Below are 16,385 nucleotides of genomic sequence, written 5' to 3'. Positions count from 1 at the left end.
GCCCGGCGCGGGTCGAAGGTCCCGGGCGGTACGGGGGCTTCGACCCTGCTCCCGGCCGCCCGACCGCCGCCACGATGGTTCTCGTCGATCCCCCTCCACCCGGGAGCCAGAGATGAAGCGACGGACGCTCGACCTGTTGTTCAGCATCGGCGGACTGGGCCTCGCGGTCCTGCTGCTCGTCGTCGGCGTGGTCCTGACGACGAACGCCAACTTCGCCAACACCTACGTGCACGACCAGCTCGCCGCCCAGCACATCAGCTTCAAGCCGGCCGCCCAGCTCACCGACGAGGAGAAGAAGTCGGACTGCCTGCGCGCGTACGCCGGCCAGCAGCTCACCAGCGGCAAGCAGGCCGAGTGCTACGCCAACGAGTTCATCGGCCTGCACCTGACGTCCATCGCCGGCGGCAAGACGTACGCCGACCTGGGCGAGCCGCAGGCCGCGCTGCGCGAGCAGGTGGCGCAGGCCGAGCAGGCCAAGGCCGCCAACCTGGCCGACCTGCAGAAGCAGCTCGCCGACGTCAGCGCCCAGCGGGACACCGTGTTCAAGGGCGAGACGCTGCGCGGCCTGCTGCTCACCTCGTACGGCTTCAGCGAGTTCGGCCGCAAGGCCGAGCAGGGCGCGCTGGCCATGTACCTCGGCGCGGCGCTGCTCCTGCTGCTGTCGGCCGCCGGCCTGGTGCACGCGGTGCGCACCCCGGCGAACGCCGCCTTCGCCGCCCCGGAGCAGGAGAGAATCACCAACTGACTTGACCCTCACGCTGCGGGAGGCGGGAGCCTTGGTCGCGGAAGGGAGGGAACCGATGGCGTACACGGTGGGACAGGTGGCGCGTGCGGCCCGGGTGACGGTCCGCACGCTCCACCACTACGACGAGATCGGGCTGTTGCGGCCGAGCGGGCGCACCGCGGCGGGCTACCGCCGCTACGACGACGCCGACCTGGACCGCCTGCAACTCGTCCGCTACTACCGCGAGCTGGGGTTCCCGCTGGACGAGATCGCCGAGATCCTGGACGACCCGGCCGCCGACCCGGTGGCGCACCTGAGCCGGCAGCGCGAGCTGCTGTCCGGGCAGATCGGCAGGCTCCAGGAGATGGTGGCGGCGATCGAACACGCGATGGAGGCGAGGAAGTTGGGGATCCAGTTGACGCCGGAGGAGCGGTTCGAGGTGTTCGGTGACGTCGACCCGGACGAGCACGCCGACGAGGTGGAGCGCCGCTGGGGCGACACCGAGGCGTACCGGCAGTCGCAGGAGCGGGCCGGTCGCTACTCGAAGGAGGACTGGCTGCGCAACAAGGAGGTGAACGAGGACTGGGGCCGGCGGTTCGCCGCGCTGATGGACTCCGGCGCGCCGGCCGACGGTCCGGAGGCGATGGCGCTGGCCGAGGAGCACCGGCAGCTCATCACCGAGTGGTGGTACGACTGTCCGCTGGAGATGCACACCGGGCTGGCCGACATGTACGTGGCGGACCCTCGGTTCACCGCGTACTTCGAGGCCATCCGGCCCGGCATGGCCGCCTACCTGAACGAGGCGATCCACGCCAACGCGATCAGCCGGGCCTGACCCCGCGACGCCGGCACTCCTGGCACGATGACCGGATGCTCATCGTCGCCGGCACCCTCTACGTCGATCCGGCCCGGCGGGACGCCTACCTGGCGTCCTGCGTGGAGGCCGTCCGCGCGGCCCGGGCCGCGCCCGGCTGCGTCGACTTCGCGGTCAGCGCCGACCTGGTCGAGCCGGGCCGGATCAACGTGTACGAGCGGTGGGAGTCCGACGCGCAACTGCTCGCGTTCCGGGGCTCCGGCCCGGACGCCGATCAGGTCGCGGAGATCCTCGGCGCCGAGGTGCACAAGTTCCGCATCGCCGGCGTCGAGGCCCCCTGACCGCCACAGCCCCGGCCCGGGCGGGCCGGGCGGCTAGACGAAGACGTCGAGCAGGAGGACGCCGAGGAAACCGACCACCGAGATGATGGTCTCCATCACCGACCAACTCTTGATGGTCTGCCCCACGGTCAGCCCGAAGTATTCCTTGACCAGCCAGAAGCCGGCGTCGTTGACGTGCGAGAAGAACAGCGACCCACAGCCGATGGCCAGCGCCAGCAGCGCCACCTCGGGGCCCTGGAGCGTGGCGGCCAGCGGCGCGACGATGCCGGCGGCGGTGATGGTGGCGACGGTGGCCGAGCCGGTGGCCACCCGGATGCCGACCGCGACCAGCCAGCCCAGCAGCAGCGGTGACAGGTTGGCGCCCTCGGCCGCGTCCGCGACCAGGTTGCCCACGCCGGCGTCCACGAGCACCTGCTTGAAACCGCCACCGGCGGCGACGATCAGCAGGATGCCGGCGATCGCCGGCAGCGAGCCGCCCAGGAAGCCGGAGACCTGGCTGCGGCTGAAGCCGTTGCGGTAGCCCAGGAAGATCATGGCGAAGATGACGCCGGCGAGCAGCGCGACGATCGGGGTGCCGATGATGTCCAGCGCCTTGCGGCCGGCGGTGTCCTCGCCCAGGGTCAGCTCGCCGATCGCCCGCAGCAGCATCAGCACCACCGGCAGCAGCACGGTGACCACGGCGGCCCAGAGCGCGGGCGCGCGGCGCGACCGCCTGTCGACCGGCTCCTCGATCGACGCGCCGGGACGGCCGGCGCCCGGGTTGACCAGGTCGTCCTCGGTGACCAGGTCGCCGTCGGCGTCGGCCCGGCCGTCGCCCGGTCGGGTCGGGCTGCGGTCCCCGGCGACCGCCACGTCACGGCGGGTGGGCAACAGCGACGCGGGCGCGGTGGCCGGCACGTAGCGGGCGATGAAGTTACCGAACACCGGGCCGGCGATGATCACCGTGGGGATCGCCACCAGCAGGCCGAAGGCGAGCGTCTGGCCGAGGTTGGCGCCGAGCGCGTCGATCGCGACCAGCGGGCCCGGGTGCGGCGGCACCAGGCCGTGCAGCACCGACAGGCCGGCCAGCGCCGGGATGCCGATCTTCATCAGCGGCACGTTCACCCGGAGCGAGACCAGCAGCACGATCGGCACCAGCAGCACCACGCCGACCTCGAAGAAGAGCGGTAGGCCGATGAGCGCGGCCACCCCGGCCATCGCCCAGGGCAGCGCGCCGCCGGAGACCCGGCCGACCACCCGTTCGACGATGCTGTCCGCGCCGCCCGACTCGGCGAGCATGCCGCCGATCATCGCGCCGAGCGCGATCAGCAGGCCGACGCCGCCGACCGTGGAGCCGACCCCGCCGCTGAACGACGTGACGATCTTGTCGGCGGGGACGCCGGCCACCACGCCCAGCACCGCCGCGCCGAGGATCAGCGACAGGAACGGGTGCACCTTGCCCCAGGCGATGAGCAGCACCACCGCGGCGATGCCCAGCAGGGCGGCGACGACGAGTTGGGTGTTGCCGGCGTTCGTGAGTGGTTCCGCCGGAGCGGCGAGCAGTGTTACCACGGCAATCACGACCTCTGGTTGGTCATCGGGGAGGAGCGGTCGGTGGTGGCTCCGGCGGCAGGCTCGGGGCCAGCCGTCGCAGCGACGCGAACGTGGGCACGAGCGCGTCGTACAGCTCGGAGAAGAGTGGGAGCAGCGCCGCGTAGGTGGCGGCGGCGGCCGGATCGGGGTGCACCGTCTCCTCGATCCGGACCAGGTCGGCGGCGACCTCCACCGACTCGATCAGGCCGAGTGCCTGCATGCCGAGCAGCGCGGCGCCGAAGCCGGAGCCCTCGTGCCCGGCCGGGAAGCGCACCGGCATGCCCAGCGCGTCGGCGAGGATCTGCCGCCACAGAGGGCTGCGCGCGAAGCCGCCGCTGGCGCGGACCTCGCGGACCTCGTTGCCGGCCGCGCGGACCGACGCCAGGACCAGCGCGAGCTGCTGGCAGACCCCCTCCAGCGCGGCCCGCACCAGGTGCGGGCGGCCGTGGCCGTGGGTCAACCCGATGTACGCGCCGCGCGGCAGCGCGCTCCAGTGCGGCGCCCGCTCGCTGAGCAGGTACGGCAGCATGATCAGCCCACCGGAGCCGACCGGCGCCTGCGCGGCCAGGCCGAGCAGTTCCTCCTCGGCGTCCTCGCCCAGCTCCGGGGCGAGCGCCTCGTGCGCCCACTGGAGCACGATCCCGCCGTTGTTGATCGCGCCGCCGACCACCCAGCGGTCCTCGGTCAGCGCATAGCAGAAGACGCCGCCCAGCGGGTCGACGCCGGGGCGTTCCACCATCACCCGCATCGCGCCGCTGGTGCCGATCGAACAGGCGACCACGCCGGGGCGTACCGCGCCGAGGCCGAGGTTGGCCAGCGGCCCGTCGCCGGCGCCGACCACCAGCGGGGTGTCCGCCGGCAGCCCGGTGGCCCGGGCCGCGTCGGCGGTCAACCCGGGCAGCACGTGCGTGGTGGGGACGAGCTGGGGGAGCTGTTCCTCGGTGATGCCGGCGACGCGCAACGCCTCGGTGTCCCAGGCCAGCCGGTGGATGTCCATCAGGCCGGTGGCGGAGGCGACCGAGTGGTCGGTGACCAGCGCCTCGGCCAGCCGCCGCAGGACGAGGTCCTTGATGCCGACCCAGTGCGCGACCCGCTCGTGCAGCTTCGGCTCCTGCTCGGCGAACCAGACCAGCTTGGGCAGCGGCGCCATCGGGTGCACCGGGGTGCCGGTGCGCCGGTGCAGGGCCAGCCCGGACGGCGCGGCGCGCAGCCGCTCGGCCTGCGCGCTGGCCCGGGAGTCGGCCCAGGTGATCGACGGGGTGAGCGGGTTGCCGTCGGCGTCCAGCCCGATCAGGCTGTGCATGGCGGTGCTGAAGGACAGGCCGGCCACCGGCCGGTCCAGCTCGTCGACGACCGCGCGGATCACGCCGAGCACGGCCTGGTAGATCACGTCCGGGTCCTGCTCGGCCCAGCCCGGGTGCGGCTCCTCCAGCGGGTAGCCGATCGAGTGGCTGGCCAACTGCCGGCCGTCGGTGTCGAACGCGACCGCCTTGCTGCTGGTGGTGCCGATGTCCACGCCCACCACGACGGCCGGGTCGCCCACCGGTGCACCTCCGCTCGCCGCCGGGGCCGCGTCGCCCCGCTCTGCGGCTGACGTTACCGACGAGCCCAGCGCCCCGCATGGCGAAGCGGAGCGCCCGGAAGCGGCCCGGCACGAAACGTGAATCGACGCACGAATTTCGGCCGATTGCTACCGTCAATCAGCCAATCGGTCTAATTAGTGACTTTCGCGTGTCTTCGTACCCCTGCCGCGCCGTTGTTCCGGGTGACACCCCGGTTGGTGGGCTCGCGCGGCGGAGGAGTCGGCGTGGCGATGACTGATTCGACGGGTTCCACATGGCGTTACCGGTGGGCGCACCGGCAGAACGAACGGCGGCAGCGCGCGTTCCGCGCGGCCGACGAGGCGTGGCGACGCCGCGACGACGAACTGCGTCGCCTGCGTACCCTCGCGGTGTCCTTCCACGGGTCGGAGCGGGCCGGCGTCGGCCTGCCGATGGAGCTGACCCCCGGCGAGGTGGTCTTCTGGACGCTGCCGGCCGCGCAACTGGTCGAGGTGCGGCACACCGCCGTGCTGCCGGCCCCCGACCTGACCGTCGACCCGGACCCGCCGGTGCTGCGCCCCCGCCGCCCCGAAGGGGTCAGGGTCGTCGACGCCGGGCTGGCCGTGCTCACCAACCGGCGGCTCGTGCTGCTCGGCGGCCGCGGCCGGCGCGACTGGACGTACGGCCGGATGACCGGCCTGTCCCACGACCCGGCCGCACCGGTCACCCTGATCCAGGTGCTCGACCGGCGGCGGACCTCCGGCCTGCTGCTGCCCACCGGCGCGGTGGCCGACTTCCGGTTCACGCTCACGTTGGCCTTCGCCGACGCGATCGAGCAGCGCGGTGCGGTCGTCGCCGAACTGGACGAACTGCTCGCCGAGCACGCGGAACTGCGCCCGGAACGCCCGGCCGTGCTCACCCCCGCCCAGGCCCGGTTCTCCGCGCGGCTGCCCGGCGGCCGGCGGACCGTGGCGGTCGGCGCGGCGCTCGCGCTGGCCGTGCCGGCGATGCTCGTCGAGTCCAATCCGCCCACCCGGGCCGGCTCGGAACGCGCCGCCGCCGCCACCCCGGCCGCCACCGCCACGCCCGCGCCGCCGTCGGTCGCCCCCGCCGTCCAGGCCCGGCCCAGCACCAGCCCGCAGCCGCACCGCAGCCGGTCCGCGCCGCGCGGGCCCGACCCGCAGCCGCCCGTCGAGCGGCGCTGCGGCGCCCCGCCGAACCCCTTCCGGTACGACTTCTGCGGCGGCAACCGGATCCGCAGGCCGGCCGCCGGGATCTGCGACTGGTTCGAGTGCGTGCCCGGGTTCTGGTCCGGTCGGGGCTGGCTGGTGCAGTGCCGCGACGGCGCCCTCAGCCGCACCGGCGGGCAACGCGACGTGTGCGCCGGTCACCAGGGGCTGCGTCGCACCCTCTGGAGCTGAGGTGTAAGGCGGGGCCCCCCGTTAACGCATTCGGTACGGGCGGGGCCCCCGCTTAACACCCGCCCGACGGCGGGCGCGGCGAACGCGAGCACGCCGACCAGGAACAGCTCAGACCGTCCGCCACCCGTCGCCAGCACATCGAGGTGCCGTCCCGCGGCGCTGCTCGGCGGAATCCGCTCGCCTCCCGTCAGGGTGCCCGGTTAGCGTCCGGTCGTGTCCCGCACCGTGACCGTGGTCCTGGTCGACGCCGACGGACGGCCGCTCGGCGTGCTGCCCGCGTTCGAGGTGCCGGATCCGTGGTGGCAGCAGGTCGCGTCGATCGTGGACGGCGTCCGCCGCCGCCACCGCGTCGACGTGGCCGTGCTGCGCCTGCTCGACGCCGACCGCCCGCACCCGCCCGGCGGTCACGTCCGCTACCTGGCCCAGCTCCTCGGTCCGCCCGCCGGCAACGGCACGTCGACACGCGATCTCACCAGGCACGGCTCGCCGGAACGCGATCCCGCCGACGGCGTACCCCGGGAACCGGCGGCCGTGGACCTCGCGCCGCATCCGTTGCGCCAGCCGTGGGCGGAGCCCGGCGGCCCGGCCCGCAGCGTCGCCTGGGCCGTCGCGGAGCTGCGCCGCCTCGGCCGCCCGGTGACCGCCGTGGCGCAGCAGCGCACCTGGAACCTCTCCGCGATCTGGCGCCTGGACACCCCGCGGGGCCCCGCCTGGCTGAAACAGCTCCCGCCCTTCGCCCGCCACGAACCCGCGGTCCTGACCTGGCTGGCCCACCCTGCCGGCCCGACCGTCCCGACGGGAGCGGGGGTGCTGGCGGTGGGCGGGGAGGGGCGGGTGCTGCTGGCGCACGTGGCCGGGGAGGACCGGTACGGGGCCGGGGAGGCGGAACGCGCGGCGATCATGGCGGACCACCACGCGCGGCAGCGGCACGCCGTGGGGGCGGTGGATCGGCTGGTGGCGGCCGGGGTGCCCGATCTGCGGGGAGCGCGGCTGGCGGAGTGGATCCGGGCGCGGCTGGCCGGGCACGACGTGTCGGTCGCGACACGGCTGCTCGACGGGCTCGACGAGCGGCTGCGGCGGCTCCGCGACTGCGGGCTGCCCGACACGCTCGTGCACGGCGACCTGCACCCCGGGAACGTACGCGGCGACGGCACCCGCCGGGTGGTCATCGACTGGGCGGACGCGTTCGTGGGCCACCCCGCGTTCGACGTCCTGCGCCTCACCGAGGGCCTCGACCCGGCCGCTGCCGGCCGGCTGGTAGACGCGTGGGCCCAGCGGTGGCGGGCCGCCGCGCCCGGCAGCGACCCGCACCGGGCGGTCGACCTGCTCCGGCCGGTCGCGCCGCTGCGGCTGGCCGCCGTGTACGCGATGTTCCTCGCCGGCATCGAGCCGAGCGAGCACCCCTACCACGCACACGACGTGCCGGCCGCGCTGGCACAGGCCGCCGCCGAGGCGCCCTAGACCCGGCGCACCGGGATCCACAGCTCCGCGTCGGCGGTGGCGCCGCCCTCGGCGATCCGCACCTGGGAGATCTCCGGCCCGGGGCGCGTCTCGTACGGGTTGGACGGGAACCACTGGGTGAACACGTCCCGCCACAGATGTTGCAACGCCTGCGGGAACGCGCCGGAACTGCGGAACACCGCCCAGTCACCGGCCTCCACGGGCAGGCCGTCCAGCCCGTCCGGCACCTGTGCGCCGGTCACCACCCCGTGCCAGTAGTCCAGCTCGGTGCCCTCCGCGCGGTCACCGGCCAGGTCGTCGCTGACGTTGACGATCCCGTGCGGCTCCTGGTCCGACAGCGCCTCGATCCGGCGTACCGTCTCCGGTTCCAGGCCCTTGAGGAACGCCACGATGTGCGGGTTCATCCCCTCGTGGACCAGCGGCACCCGCGCCTTCACCCCGACGAGCCGGAAGGCATCCTTCGTCACGATCCGATAGTCCATGCTGCTGCTCCCTTCGACGACGAGCCGGAAGGACATCCGGGGCTGGGACCGCAACACCGACCCGTCGCGCCGCGCCTGAGCCGGGCCCACCCCGTGCACGGCCCGGAACGCGCGGGCGAACGCCTCGTTCGAGCCGTACCCCCAGCGGACCGCCACGTCGAGCAGCGACTCCCGGTCGGCGAGCACGTCGGCGGCGGCCAGGGTGAGCCGGCGGCGGCGCACGTACTCCGACAGCGGCATCCCGGCCAGCGCCGAGAACAGCCGCCGGAAGTGGTGCTCCGACACGCAGGCGACCCGGGCCAGCGCGGCCACGTCGAGCGGCTGCTCGAGCCGCTGTTCGAGGTGGTCCAGGGCCTGGTTGAGTCGATCCAGCACCCGATGCTCCTTCCTGGTTACGCCTACGACGCTAGGGTGCCGCCCACCCGCCGACCCGACCTCGCCGGACCCGTTCCGGTCGGCCGACCTCGGGGTGGCGGGGGTGTCGCATCATGGCGTCGTGATCATGTGGAAGCGACGCCACCGCAAGAACAAGCGGCACCGGGACTGGTGCGACTGCGACTGCGACCTGGTCGACTGCGACGGCCCCGGCTGCTGCGACCTCGGGCTCTTCTCGACGCTGCTCACCCTCGGCTCGGTGACCGCCGGTGTCGCGCGGACACCTGTCGTGGACCGGGCCGGGCGGGCCGCGATCCTCGGCTACCGCTGCTGGCTGTCGCACCGCTGGCCGGGGACCTGCCGCTACACGCCGACGTGCAGCGCGTACGGGCTGGCGGCGGTGGAACGGCACGGGCTGGCGGTGGGCGGGCGGATGGCCGCCGAGCGGGTCCGCCGATGCCGCCCCGGGGTGCCGCGCGGCACCCACGACCCGCTGCCCTGACCGGGCTCAGGGGAGCGCGGTGGGGCCGCCGAAGACGACCGGGACGCCGGGGGAGTGGAGCACGCTCACCGGCGGCCCGTCCGGCGCGGGCAGGCCGGCGGCGGTGACCAGCTCGTCGTCCAGGTGCAGCAGCTCGGCGCGGTGCAGCGGCCACCGCGGGTGCCAGTTGGGCAGGTGCCGGGTGTGCCCGTAGGCCCGGGTGTGCAGGCCCCAGCGCGCGGTGAGGAAGTGCTCCAGCGGCGTCGGCTCGGGGATCGGCGCACCGACGCGGACGGTCATCCGGCTGGACGCGCCGGCCGGGCCGGGCCAGCGCCGCCGGCAGCGGTAGGTGAGCGTGTCGCCGGCGCGGTCCAACCGCATCGCCGACCACTTGTAGGGCAGGCGCAGGCTCAGTTGGGCGACCAGCACCGGCACCAGCCGGGACGCGTCGAGCGAGCGGAACACCACCGCCCGCCGGCCGGCGCCGTCGACCGAGTAGAGCCGCACGTTGGTCTCCCAGAACGTGCCGAAATAAGGGATGCCCGGCCCTCGGCCGAACCCCAGCCCGACCATCCGGAACCCGATCAGCCCCACGTAGGTGAGCCCGTCGATGGTGTCGGGACGGGTGCCGGCCGGCAGCAGCGGCGCGACCCGCTCCGGCGGGACCGCCCAGTGCAGGAACGTCAGGTCGTGCCACCGCTGCGCCAGCCAGGCCGGGCGGATGGCGCGCACGGGCGAGTGCTCGACCGGCTCGATCTCCACCGGTCCATCCTGCCTCCCGCCGCGCCGGCGCGTCACTCCGGCCGGTGGCAGACCGCCTCGACGTTGTTGCCGTCGGGGTCGCGGACGAACGCGCCGTAGTAGCCGGCGTGGTATTCCGGCCACACCTTCGGCGCGTGCAGCACCTCGGCGCCGGCGGCCACCGCCGCGTCGTGGAACGCCCGCACGGCCGACCGGTCGGGCGCGGTGAACGCGATGTGCAGCGGCGCCGGGGCGGAGTCGGCCGGGGCGGGCTCGACCCAGAAGTCGGGCGCGTCGACGCCGTAGCCGATCGGGCCGGGCTCCATGATCCGCCGCCCGCCCAGCGGGGCGAGCACGGCGTCGTAGAACGCGGCGCTGGCCGCCAGGTCGCGCACCGCTACGGAGAAGTGGTCGAGCACGTCGCCTCCCTGTGAACGTCGAGGAACCGGCCCAGGCTACGAGCCACCTCTGACACCCCCACGCCTAGCGGCCGGGCGACGGCGTGGTGGTCGGCGACGCGGAGGGCGGGCCGGACGGCGGGGCGGGTGTGGGCGCCGGCGGCCCGGGCGTGGACAGCAACGCGGCGACGGCGGTGCCGGCCAGCGCCGTGCCCAACGCGGTGGCGACCGCCACCACCACCGTCGTGGCGGGCGTGGCCAACGTGCGCAGGCTCCGCACGTTGCGCATGCGGTCCCAGCCGTACCCGGCGAGCCGGGCCAGCCGGCGCTCCCACGCGAGCCCGAGCACGACCGAGAAGACGATCACCTGCCCGAGGCGGATCGCGAGGCCGAGCAGCAGGCTCCCGTACGTGCCGTCGCGGTCCAGCGGCGGTGTGAAGTCGAACGCGCCCACCACGGACAGCAGTTCGGACGGCGCGATGAGCAGCGCGAGCGCGAGCGCCTTGGCGACCGGCGTGCGGCCCCGGACTATCGGGTAGAAGAAGCCGAAGATCGCTGCGTAGCCGATCCAGCGGAACGTCCGGACCAGCGTCCAGGTGAGTTCCAACCCGGAGGAGTACGCCCAGGGCTCGTCCGGACTCGACAGGAAGTTCCACAGGTCCACGCCGGCGATGGCCGCCGCGACCGGGATCGCGCAGGAGACGGCGGCGAGCGCGTTGGCCGACGGCGTCTCTCCCGCGTTCGTGGAGAGCGCCGCGGAGAGCGGGATCCCCCGCGTCCGCTTGCCCCGCAGCGTCGCCGCCTCGTCGAGCTTGCGCTGGTTGCGGTCGTACTCCTCCAGGGTGACGGTGCGTTCGCGTAGCTGGGTGCGGGCCGACCGGTAGTGGTCGTGCGCGCCGAGCTCGGCGATCCGGCGGCGGATCTCGGCGCGCATCAACCGGCCGTGGGTCGCCGGTGCGACGAGGGCCAGGGAGCGGACTTTCTCGGACCGCCGCCGTCCGGTGATCCACGGCCAGAGCGCGGCGGTGACGGCCACCCCGAGCAGGTTGAACCAGGCGCTCGGCCCGATGTCGGTGGTGAGGCTGAGCAGGCAGGCGAACGCCAGCGCCCACGGCCACGGCGCGACGGCGGCCGACCACCGTCGGCCCACCCGCGCCAGGTAGCACCAGGTGCCGGCGAGCAGCGCCAGTTGCAGCAGCCGGGCGCCGTCGACCGTCGGCCCCACCGAATCCTGGAAGTCCGTCCCGTACCAGGGATAGCGGATGTCGTACGCGCCGATGCCCCAGAACGGCACGAACAACCCGGCACCGAGCAGTGGCACGGCGACCCGCAGCAGCCGTGGCGCGCGGGGTAGCAGGGCGGCGGTCATCGGGCTCAGGAACAGCGCCACCCCGACTCCGGCGAGCACGGCCGCCGTCACGGTGCCCTCGACGTCGTCGCCGCCGCCCATCAGCGTCACCGTGGCGAGCGACCACGAGGCACAGGCGACGGCGCCGCCCGTGGGGGCCCAGCGCGGGCCACCGGCCAGCCCACCGGCGAGCGCGCCCGCGGTGACCGCGATCAGCAGGGTGACGAGGAGGTCGCTCTCTCGGTGGTCGGCCGCGACGGCGTCGCCGCTCAGCACGAGCGAGATCGCGGCCACGGCGAGCAGGGCCGCACCTCCCGCCGGTTGCCACCCGAGTGGGCGGCGCCGTGCCCTCCCGGTCAGCGCCGTGCCGGCGAGCAGGACAGCGGTCACGGCGACGACCAGGGGCAGCGAGGTGAGGGCGACGATCGCGTCGTTCACCGCGTCCCCGTCCGGGGGACGGCTGAGGAAGACCAGGACGCCGCCGGCGAGAATCGCGCCGCCGACGATGCGGCGCAGCGGCCACGCCTGTCGCAGGAGCCGGGCGGGGGCGCCGCGCCGTCGGGTCGACGCGGACAGGACCAGCCAGGGCAGCGCCAACGCGAGCGCCGAGACGAGACTGGGCCAGCCGGCGGCCGACCGGAGCAGCACATTGGGCCGGTCATCGGTGACGCGCGCCGGCGTGGACGCCTCGGGCGACGGCTCGGGGCCGCGGTAGACCGCGATCTCCACCCCGGTCGGTGGGCCGTCGAACTCGGCCTCGTGATCGTTCTGGCGGACGAGCCCGCTTCCCCGGTGGCCCACGATCGTGAGGTCCGCCGGGGCGATGACCGTCAGGTGCTGACGGGCGATCGCCGGGGCGTTCGTCCAGTCCTGGAGCGTGACGGTCCGCCGTACCCCGGCCGGCAGCATCAGCCGGGCGTGGGCGGTGAAACGCAGGGTGCAGGTGGGTTGACCGCTCGCCCACGTCACGGTGGGCGGAGTGGCGTCGACGCTCCTCGCTTCGTAGCTCAACGTCTCGTTGAACAGCAGGCGGGCGTACTCGCCGTTGACCAGCCCGGCCCGGGCCGCCTCCGCGAGCGGGTCGTCGGCCCGGGTCGTGACGGTGTGGTCGATCCGGATCACGAGGCCGTCGTCCTCGATCGACAGTCGGGCCGTCGTCGTCGCCCCGCGTCCGGGATGCGGCTGCAGCCAGTCGGGCGCCGTCGGGCTGGGGTTGTAGACGGTGGTCGCGGTCGGGGGGCGGACGACTGCCGACATGAGGAGCACGGCCAGGAGGCAGGCGCCGACCGCGGCGCCCGCGCCCACCTTCCGCGCTACCGAACCGACCGGTCCCATGAGGAGGACTCTATCGAGACCGGTCCACCGGCCATGGCCGTCCGACGGCGTGCCGTCGTGAAGACGACAAGCAGGCCGGGCAGCGCCCCGAGCAGCCAGATCACGCCCACCGGCCAGTGGATCAGCGCGCCCACCGCACCCCGGATCCGCGGCGCGTCACCCACCACGTAGGACGCCTGCGGATCCGACGAGCGACAGCTCATCGCCCACTCACCGGGCGCCGGCACCCGCACCGAGGCGATCCAGGCGAACGTGGCGGCGTCACCGCCGTAGCCGCCGGGTGGCACGGAGACCGGATCGTCCGCCCGGACCGTCGTGCCCGCGCCGGTCAGCCGGCAGTCCGCGCCCGCCGGGGCGTCACCCACCCCGAAGACGGCGTACGCCCCGGGCGCCGGCACCACGACCCGCCCGGCCGACGCGGCGTAGGGGCCGGTCCCGCCGTACTCCCGGGGGTTGTCGCCGACCGTGCTGCCCTCGGCGCCGAGCCGGACCGTGGACTGCGCCAGCAGCGCCCCGAACACGACGGCGAGCCCACCGACCAGGTAGCCACGCCGCGACGCCGGGCGGGCCCGGTGGGCGAGGCGACCGCCGGCGGCGTACCCGATCAGGGCGCCGACCACGGCGAGCGCCAGGCCGCCGAGCAGCGCCCGCCCCCAGCGGGCCCCGCCGGCCAGCGGCGCCACCCAGCGGATGAACGCCAGCGACGCGGCCAGCAGCACGGCGGTGACCAGCGTGGACACGGCCACCGCGAGCGCGACGCCGGCGGGCCCGCGACGGCGGGGCTGACCGGCCGCGACCACGGCGGCGAGCACCGGCGACGCGAGCACCGGCCACCACAGCGCGGGGGCGACCGTCGGGTCCTCCACCCAGCGGTGAGTCCACGCGAAGACCAGCAGCGGAGCCGGCACGGTCACCAGCAGCCACGCCGCCAGCAGCTCCGCGCGTGCCGTCCGAAAAGGATTGGTCACCGACGGTAGGATACGCGGTGACACAGTCGAACACACGGGGGAAACGATGTTCGAGCGACTGGGCAGGTTCGTCGTCGGCAAGGCCTGGTGGGTGATCGGCGGCTGGGTGCTCGCCGCCATCGCGATCGTGGTCACCAGCCCGTCGCTGAGCGACATCACCTCCGCCGACCAGGAGAGCTTCCTGCCGCGCTCCTACGAGTCGGTGCAGGCCACCGAGCTGGCCACCAAGGCGTTCCCGCAGGCCGCGACCGCCACCGCCACCGTCGTGGTGAAACGCGGCGACGGCAAGCCGCTCACCCCGGCCGACGAGGCGCGCGTCGGGCAGCTCGCCCAGGCGCTCAAGGGGCGGAACATCCCGCAGACCGCCGGCTACCTCACCGGGCCGCAGGCCGTCGCGCCGGACAAGTCGGTGCAGATCATCTCCGTCGGCCTGGACGCCGACACCCCGGACGACCCGAAACTGCTCGACGCGGTACGCGACCTGCGCGGCGCCCTCGGCCCGGAGCTGGCCGGCAGCGGCCTGACCGCCGGCGTGGCCGGCGACGTGGCCAGCTTCGTCGACAACGAGGACACGTTCAACTCGGCGTTCGCGGTGGTCGGCGTCGCCACCATCATCCTCATCATCGGACTGATCCTGATCATCTTCCGCAGCCCGATCGCCGCGCTGCTGCCGGTCGTGGTGATCAGCGTGGTCATGTCCGTCACCACCGGCCTGGTCGCCGCCGCCGGCAAGGCGTTCGACCTCAACGTCAGCCAGGACCTCCAGACCATCCTGCTGATCGTGCTGTTCGGCATCGGCACCGACTACATCCTGTTCCTGCTGTTCCGCTACCGCGAACGGCTGCGCGCCGGCGACGACAAGCGCACCGCCATGATCGTCACCGTGCAGCGGGTCGGCGAGGTCATCACGTCCGCCGCCGGCGCGGTCATCGTCGCGTTCCTGGTGCTGCTGCTCGCCTCGCTCGGCTTCTTCGGCTCGCTCGGCCCGGCGCTCGCCATCGCCGTCGGCGTCATGCTGGTCACCTCGCTCACCCTGATCCCGGCGATCGTGTCGCTGCTCGGGCGGTGGGTGTTCTGGCCGTCGAAGGCGTGGCAGCGCACCCCGAAGGCGAGCCTGTCCCGCCGGCTCGGCGGCGCTGTCGGCCGCAAGCCCGCCCTGGTCGCCGCGGCCTCCGGCGCGCTGCTCGTCGCGCTCGCCGCCGGGGTGCTCAGCTATCAGGCCGACTACGACTTCAGCGCCGGCTTCCCGCAGGACACCGAGTCGGCGCGCGCCGCCAAGGACCTCCAGCGCGGCTTCGCCGCCGGGGCGCTCGCGCCCACCGAGGTCTACCTGACCACCGGCAACGGCACCCCGCTCACCGACCAGCAGGTCACCGACTTCGTCGCCGCCTCCGCCGACGCGCCAGGCGTCGCCCGCGTGCAGCCGGCCGAACGCAGCACCACCGACCCGAGCGTCGCCCGGATCAACCTGCTGCTCGACGAGAACCCGGTCTCCAACGAGGCGATCACCCTGGTCCGCGACGACCTGCGCGACGCGCTGCACGCCAAGGCCCCATCGGGTACGAAGGCACTGGTCGGCGGCCCGACCGCGATCTTCGCCGACATCAACTCGGCGAACAACCGCGACCTGTCGGTGATCCTGCCGGTCGCCGCCGGCCTGATCGCGCTGATCCTCGCGCTGCTGCTGCGCAGCCTCGTCGCGCCGATCTACCTGGTGATCGCCGTGCTGCTCAACTTCGCCGCCACGCTGGGCGCGACCGTCTACCTGTTCCAGGGCCTTCAGGGCAAGCCGGGCGTCACGTTCCAGCTCCCGATCATCCTCTACCTGTTCGTGGTGGCGATCGGCACCGACTACAACATCCTGATGATCGCCCGACTACGCGAGGAGGCCCGGGAGGGACACGAACCCCACCAAGCCGCCGCGATCGGCGTGGAACACGCCGGGCCGACGGTGGCCGCGGCCGGGCTGATCCTGGCCGGCACGTTCGGGGTGCTGATGCTGGCGCCGATCTCGTTCCTCCAGCAGATGGGGTTCGCGGTGGCGATCGGGATCGTGCTGTCGGCGTTCGTGATGTCGATGTTCTTCGTGCCGGCGTTGACGGGGTTGATCGGGCACAAGGCGTGGTGGCCGGGGCATGGGGATGAGCGGCGGGACGGTGGGGCGGCGAACCCGCCACCGGAGCCGGTGGCCGCCGCTCAGGTGTGATCGCGGTCAATCACCACCATCACACGCCGCCGTGGGGTCCGGTCACGCGCGAATGACGCAACCAAGACGACGATTGGCCCCTTGTTCAACGCGGGTCGAGGAGTGATCCGCATGCGTAACATCAGGTCGAACCGTCCTCGTTGCGGAGCCCAGGATCGGTCTCGATCGTCGGGGCGG

At 74.0% G+C, this 16,385-nt stretch carries 14 protein-coding genes; 7 read left to right on the top strand and 7 right to left on the bottom strand.

Going from position 1 to position 16,385, the window contains the following annotated elements; all coding sequences use genetic code 11:
- Positions 1-112: 112 nt before the first annotated feature.
- The 3 genes from ACIA5A_RS15360 to ACIA5A_RS15350 are packed head-to-tail and all read left to right on the top strand — an operon-like array spanning position 113 to position 1,879.
- Complete coding sequence (locus ACIA5A_RS15360; RefSeq protein ID WP_396761706.1) at positions 113-745, top strand: hypothetical protein; 633 nt, start codon at positions 113-115, stop codon at positions 743-745.
- 55 nt (positions 746-800) lie between these two features.
- Positions 801-1,559, top strand: coding sequence for a MerR family transcriptional regulator (locus ACIA5A_RS15355; RefSeq protein WP_396761704.1), 759 nt, complete (start codon positions 801-803; stop codon positions 1,557-1,559).
- A gap of 35 nt (positions 1,560-1,594) precedes the next feature.
- Positions 1,595-1,879, top strand: a complete 285-nt coding sequence (locus ACIA5A_RS15350) for a putative quinol monooxygenase (RefSeq protein WP_396761701.1) — start codon at positions 1,595-1,597, stop codon at positions 1,877-1,879.
- A 33-nt stretch (positions 1,880-1,912) separates the two neighbouring features.
- On the opposite strand, the gene ACIA5A_RS15345 is transcribed toward ACIA5A_RS15350, so the two are convergent.
- Together ACIA5A_RS15345 and ACIA5A_RS15340 are read right to left on the bottom strand one after the other, a co-directional pair.
- Positions 1,913-3,430 carry a GntP family permease gene (locus tag ACIA5A_RS15345; protein ID WP_396761793.1) on the bottom strand — a complete coding sequence of 506 codons (1,518 nt, stop codon included), beginning with the start codon at positions 3,428-3,430 and terminating at the stop codon, positions 1,913-1,915.
- A 22-nt stretch (positions 3,431-3,452) separates the two neighbouring features.
- The gene (locus tag ACIA5A_RS15340; protein ID WP_396761698.1) at positions 3,453-4,994 is read right to left on the bottom strand and encodes a gluconokinase; all 1,542 of its coding nucleotides are present in this window, start codon (positions 4,992-4,994) and stop codon (positions 3,453-3,455) included.
- A 264-nt stretch (positions 4,995-5,258) separates the two neighbouring features.
- On the opposite strand from ACIA5A_RS15340, the gene ACIA5A_RS15335 reads away from it, so the two are divergent.
- The gene (locus tag ACIA5A_RS15335; protein ID WP_396761695.1) at positions 5,259-6,413 is read left to right on the top strand and encodes a hypothetical protein; all 1,155 of its coding nucleotides are present in this window, start codon (positions 5,259-5,261) and stop codon (positions 6,411-6,413) included.
- Positions 6,414-6,626: 213 nt separating this feature from the next.
- Positions 6,627-7,874, top strand: coding sequence for a phosphotransferase family protein (locus ACIA5A_RS15330; RefSeq protein ID WP_396761692.1), 1,248 nt, complete (start codon positions 6,627-6,629; stop codon positions 7,872-7,874).
- On the opposite strand, the gene ACIA5A_RS15325 is transcribed toward ACIA5A_RS15330, so the two are convergent.
- A complete protein-coding gene (locus tag ACIA5A_RS15325) occupies positions 7,871-8,731 on the bottom strand; it encodes a GyrI-like domain-containing protein (RefSeq protein WP_396761690.1) in 861 nt (286 codons plus the stop codon). The two genes, ACIA5A_RS15330 and ACIA5A_RS15325, sit on opposite strands and share 4 nt — an antisense overlap.
- Before the next feature lie 127 nt (positions 8,732-8,858).
- Between ACIA5A_RS15325 and yidD the strand changes: the two genes are divergently transcribed.
- Positions 8,859-9,233, top strand: a complete 375-nt coding sequence (yidD, locus tag ACIA5A_RS15320) for a membrane protein insertion efficiency factor YidD (RefSeq protein WP_396761790.1) — start codon at positions 8,859-8,861, stop codon at positions 9,231-9,233.
- Between the two features lie 6 nt (positions 9,234-9,239).
- Here the strand turns inward: yidD and ACIA5A_RS15315 are convergent, their stop codons facing one another.
- The 4 genes from ACIA5A_RS15315 to ACIA5A_RS15300 form a co-directional block, all read right to left on the bottom strand.
- Positions 9,240-9,974, bottom strand: a complete 735-nt coding sequence (locus ACIA5A_RS15315; protein WP_396761687.1) for a YqjF family protein — start codon at positions 9,972-9,974, stop codon at positions 9,240-9,242.
- A 32-nt stretch (positions 9,975-10,006) separates the two neighbouring features.
- On the bottom strand, positions 10,007-10,372 hold the full coding sequence (locus ACIA5A_RS15310) for a VOC family protein (protein ID WP_396761684.1): 366 nt from the start codon (positions 10,370-10,372) through the stop codon (positions 10,007-10,009).
- Between the two features lie 64 nt (positions 10,373-10,436).
- Positions 10,437-13,034: a hypothetical protein gene (locus ACIA5A_RS15305; RefSeq protein WP_396761681.1), complete on the bottom strand. Its 2,598-nt coding sequence runs from the start codon at positions 13,032-13,034 to the stop codon at positions 10,437-10,439.
- Complete coding sequence (locus ACIA5A_RS15300; protein ID WP_396761679.1) at positions 13,013-14,002, bottom strand: hypothetical protein; 990 nt, start codon at positions 14,000-14,002, stop codon at positions 13,013-13,015. The genes ACIA5A_RS15305 and ACIA5A_RS15300 overlap by 22 nt, the downstream gene beginning before the upstream one ends.
- A gap of 46 nt (positions 14,003-14,048) precedes the next feature.
- Between ACIA5A_RS15300 and ACIA5A_RS15295 the strand changes: the two genes are divergently transcribed.
- A complete protein-coding gene (locus ACIA5A_RS15295) occupies positions 14,049-16,208 on the top strand; it encodes an MMPL family transporter (protein WP_396761676.1) in 2,160 nt (719 codons plus the stop codon).
- Positions 16,209-16,385 lie beyond the last annotated feature (177 nt).

The organism is Micromonospora sp. NPDC051300 (genome assembly GCF_044455315.1).
Classification (GTDB): Bacteria; Actinomycetota; Actinomycetes; order Mycobacteriales; family Micromonosporaceae; genus Micromonospora; species Micromonospora robiginosa.
Note: the sequence above shows the minus strand (reverse complement) of the source record. Positions and strands in the feature narration are given on the sequence as shown.

Coding starts and splice junctions, on each gene's coding strand:
- ACIA5A_RS15360 (WP_396761706.1), top strand. CDS start 113: ATGAAGCGACGGACGCTCGACCTGTTGTTCAGCATCGGCGGACTGGGC.
- ACIA5A_RS15355 (WP_396761704.1), top strand. CDS start 801: ATGGCGTACACGGTGGGACAGGTGGCGCGTGCGGCCCGGGTGACGGTC.
- ACIA5A_RS15350 (WP_396761701.1), top strand. CDS start 1,595: ATGCTCATCGTCGCCGGCACCCTCTACGTCGATCCGGCCCGGCGGGAC.
- yidD (WP_396761790.1), top strand. CDS start 8,859: ATGTGGAAGCGACGCCACCGCAAGAACAAGCGGCACCGGGACTGGTGC.
- ACIA5A_RS15305 (WP_396761681.1), bottom strand. CDS start 13,034: ATGGGACCGGTCGGTTCGGTAGCGCGGAAGGTGGGCGCGGGCGCCGCG.
- ACIA5A_RS15295 (WP_396761676.1), top strand. CDS start 14,049: ATGTTCGAGCGACTGGGCAGGTTCGTCGTCGGCAAGGCCTGGTGGGTG.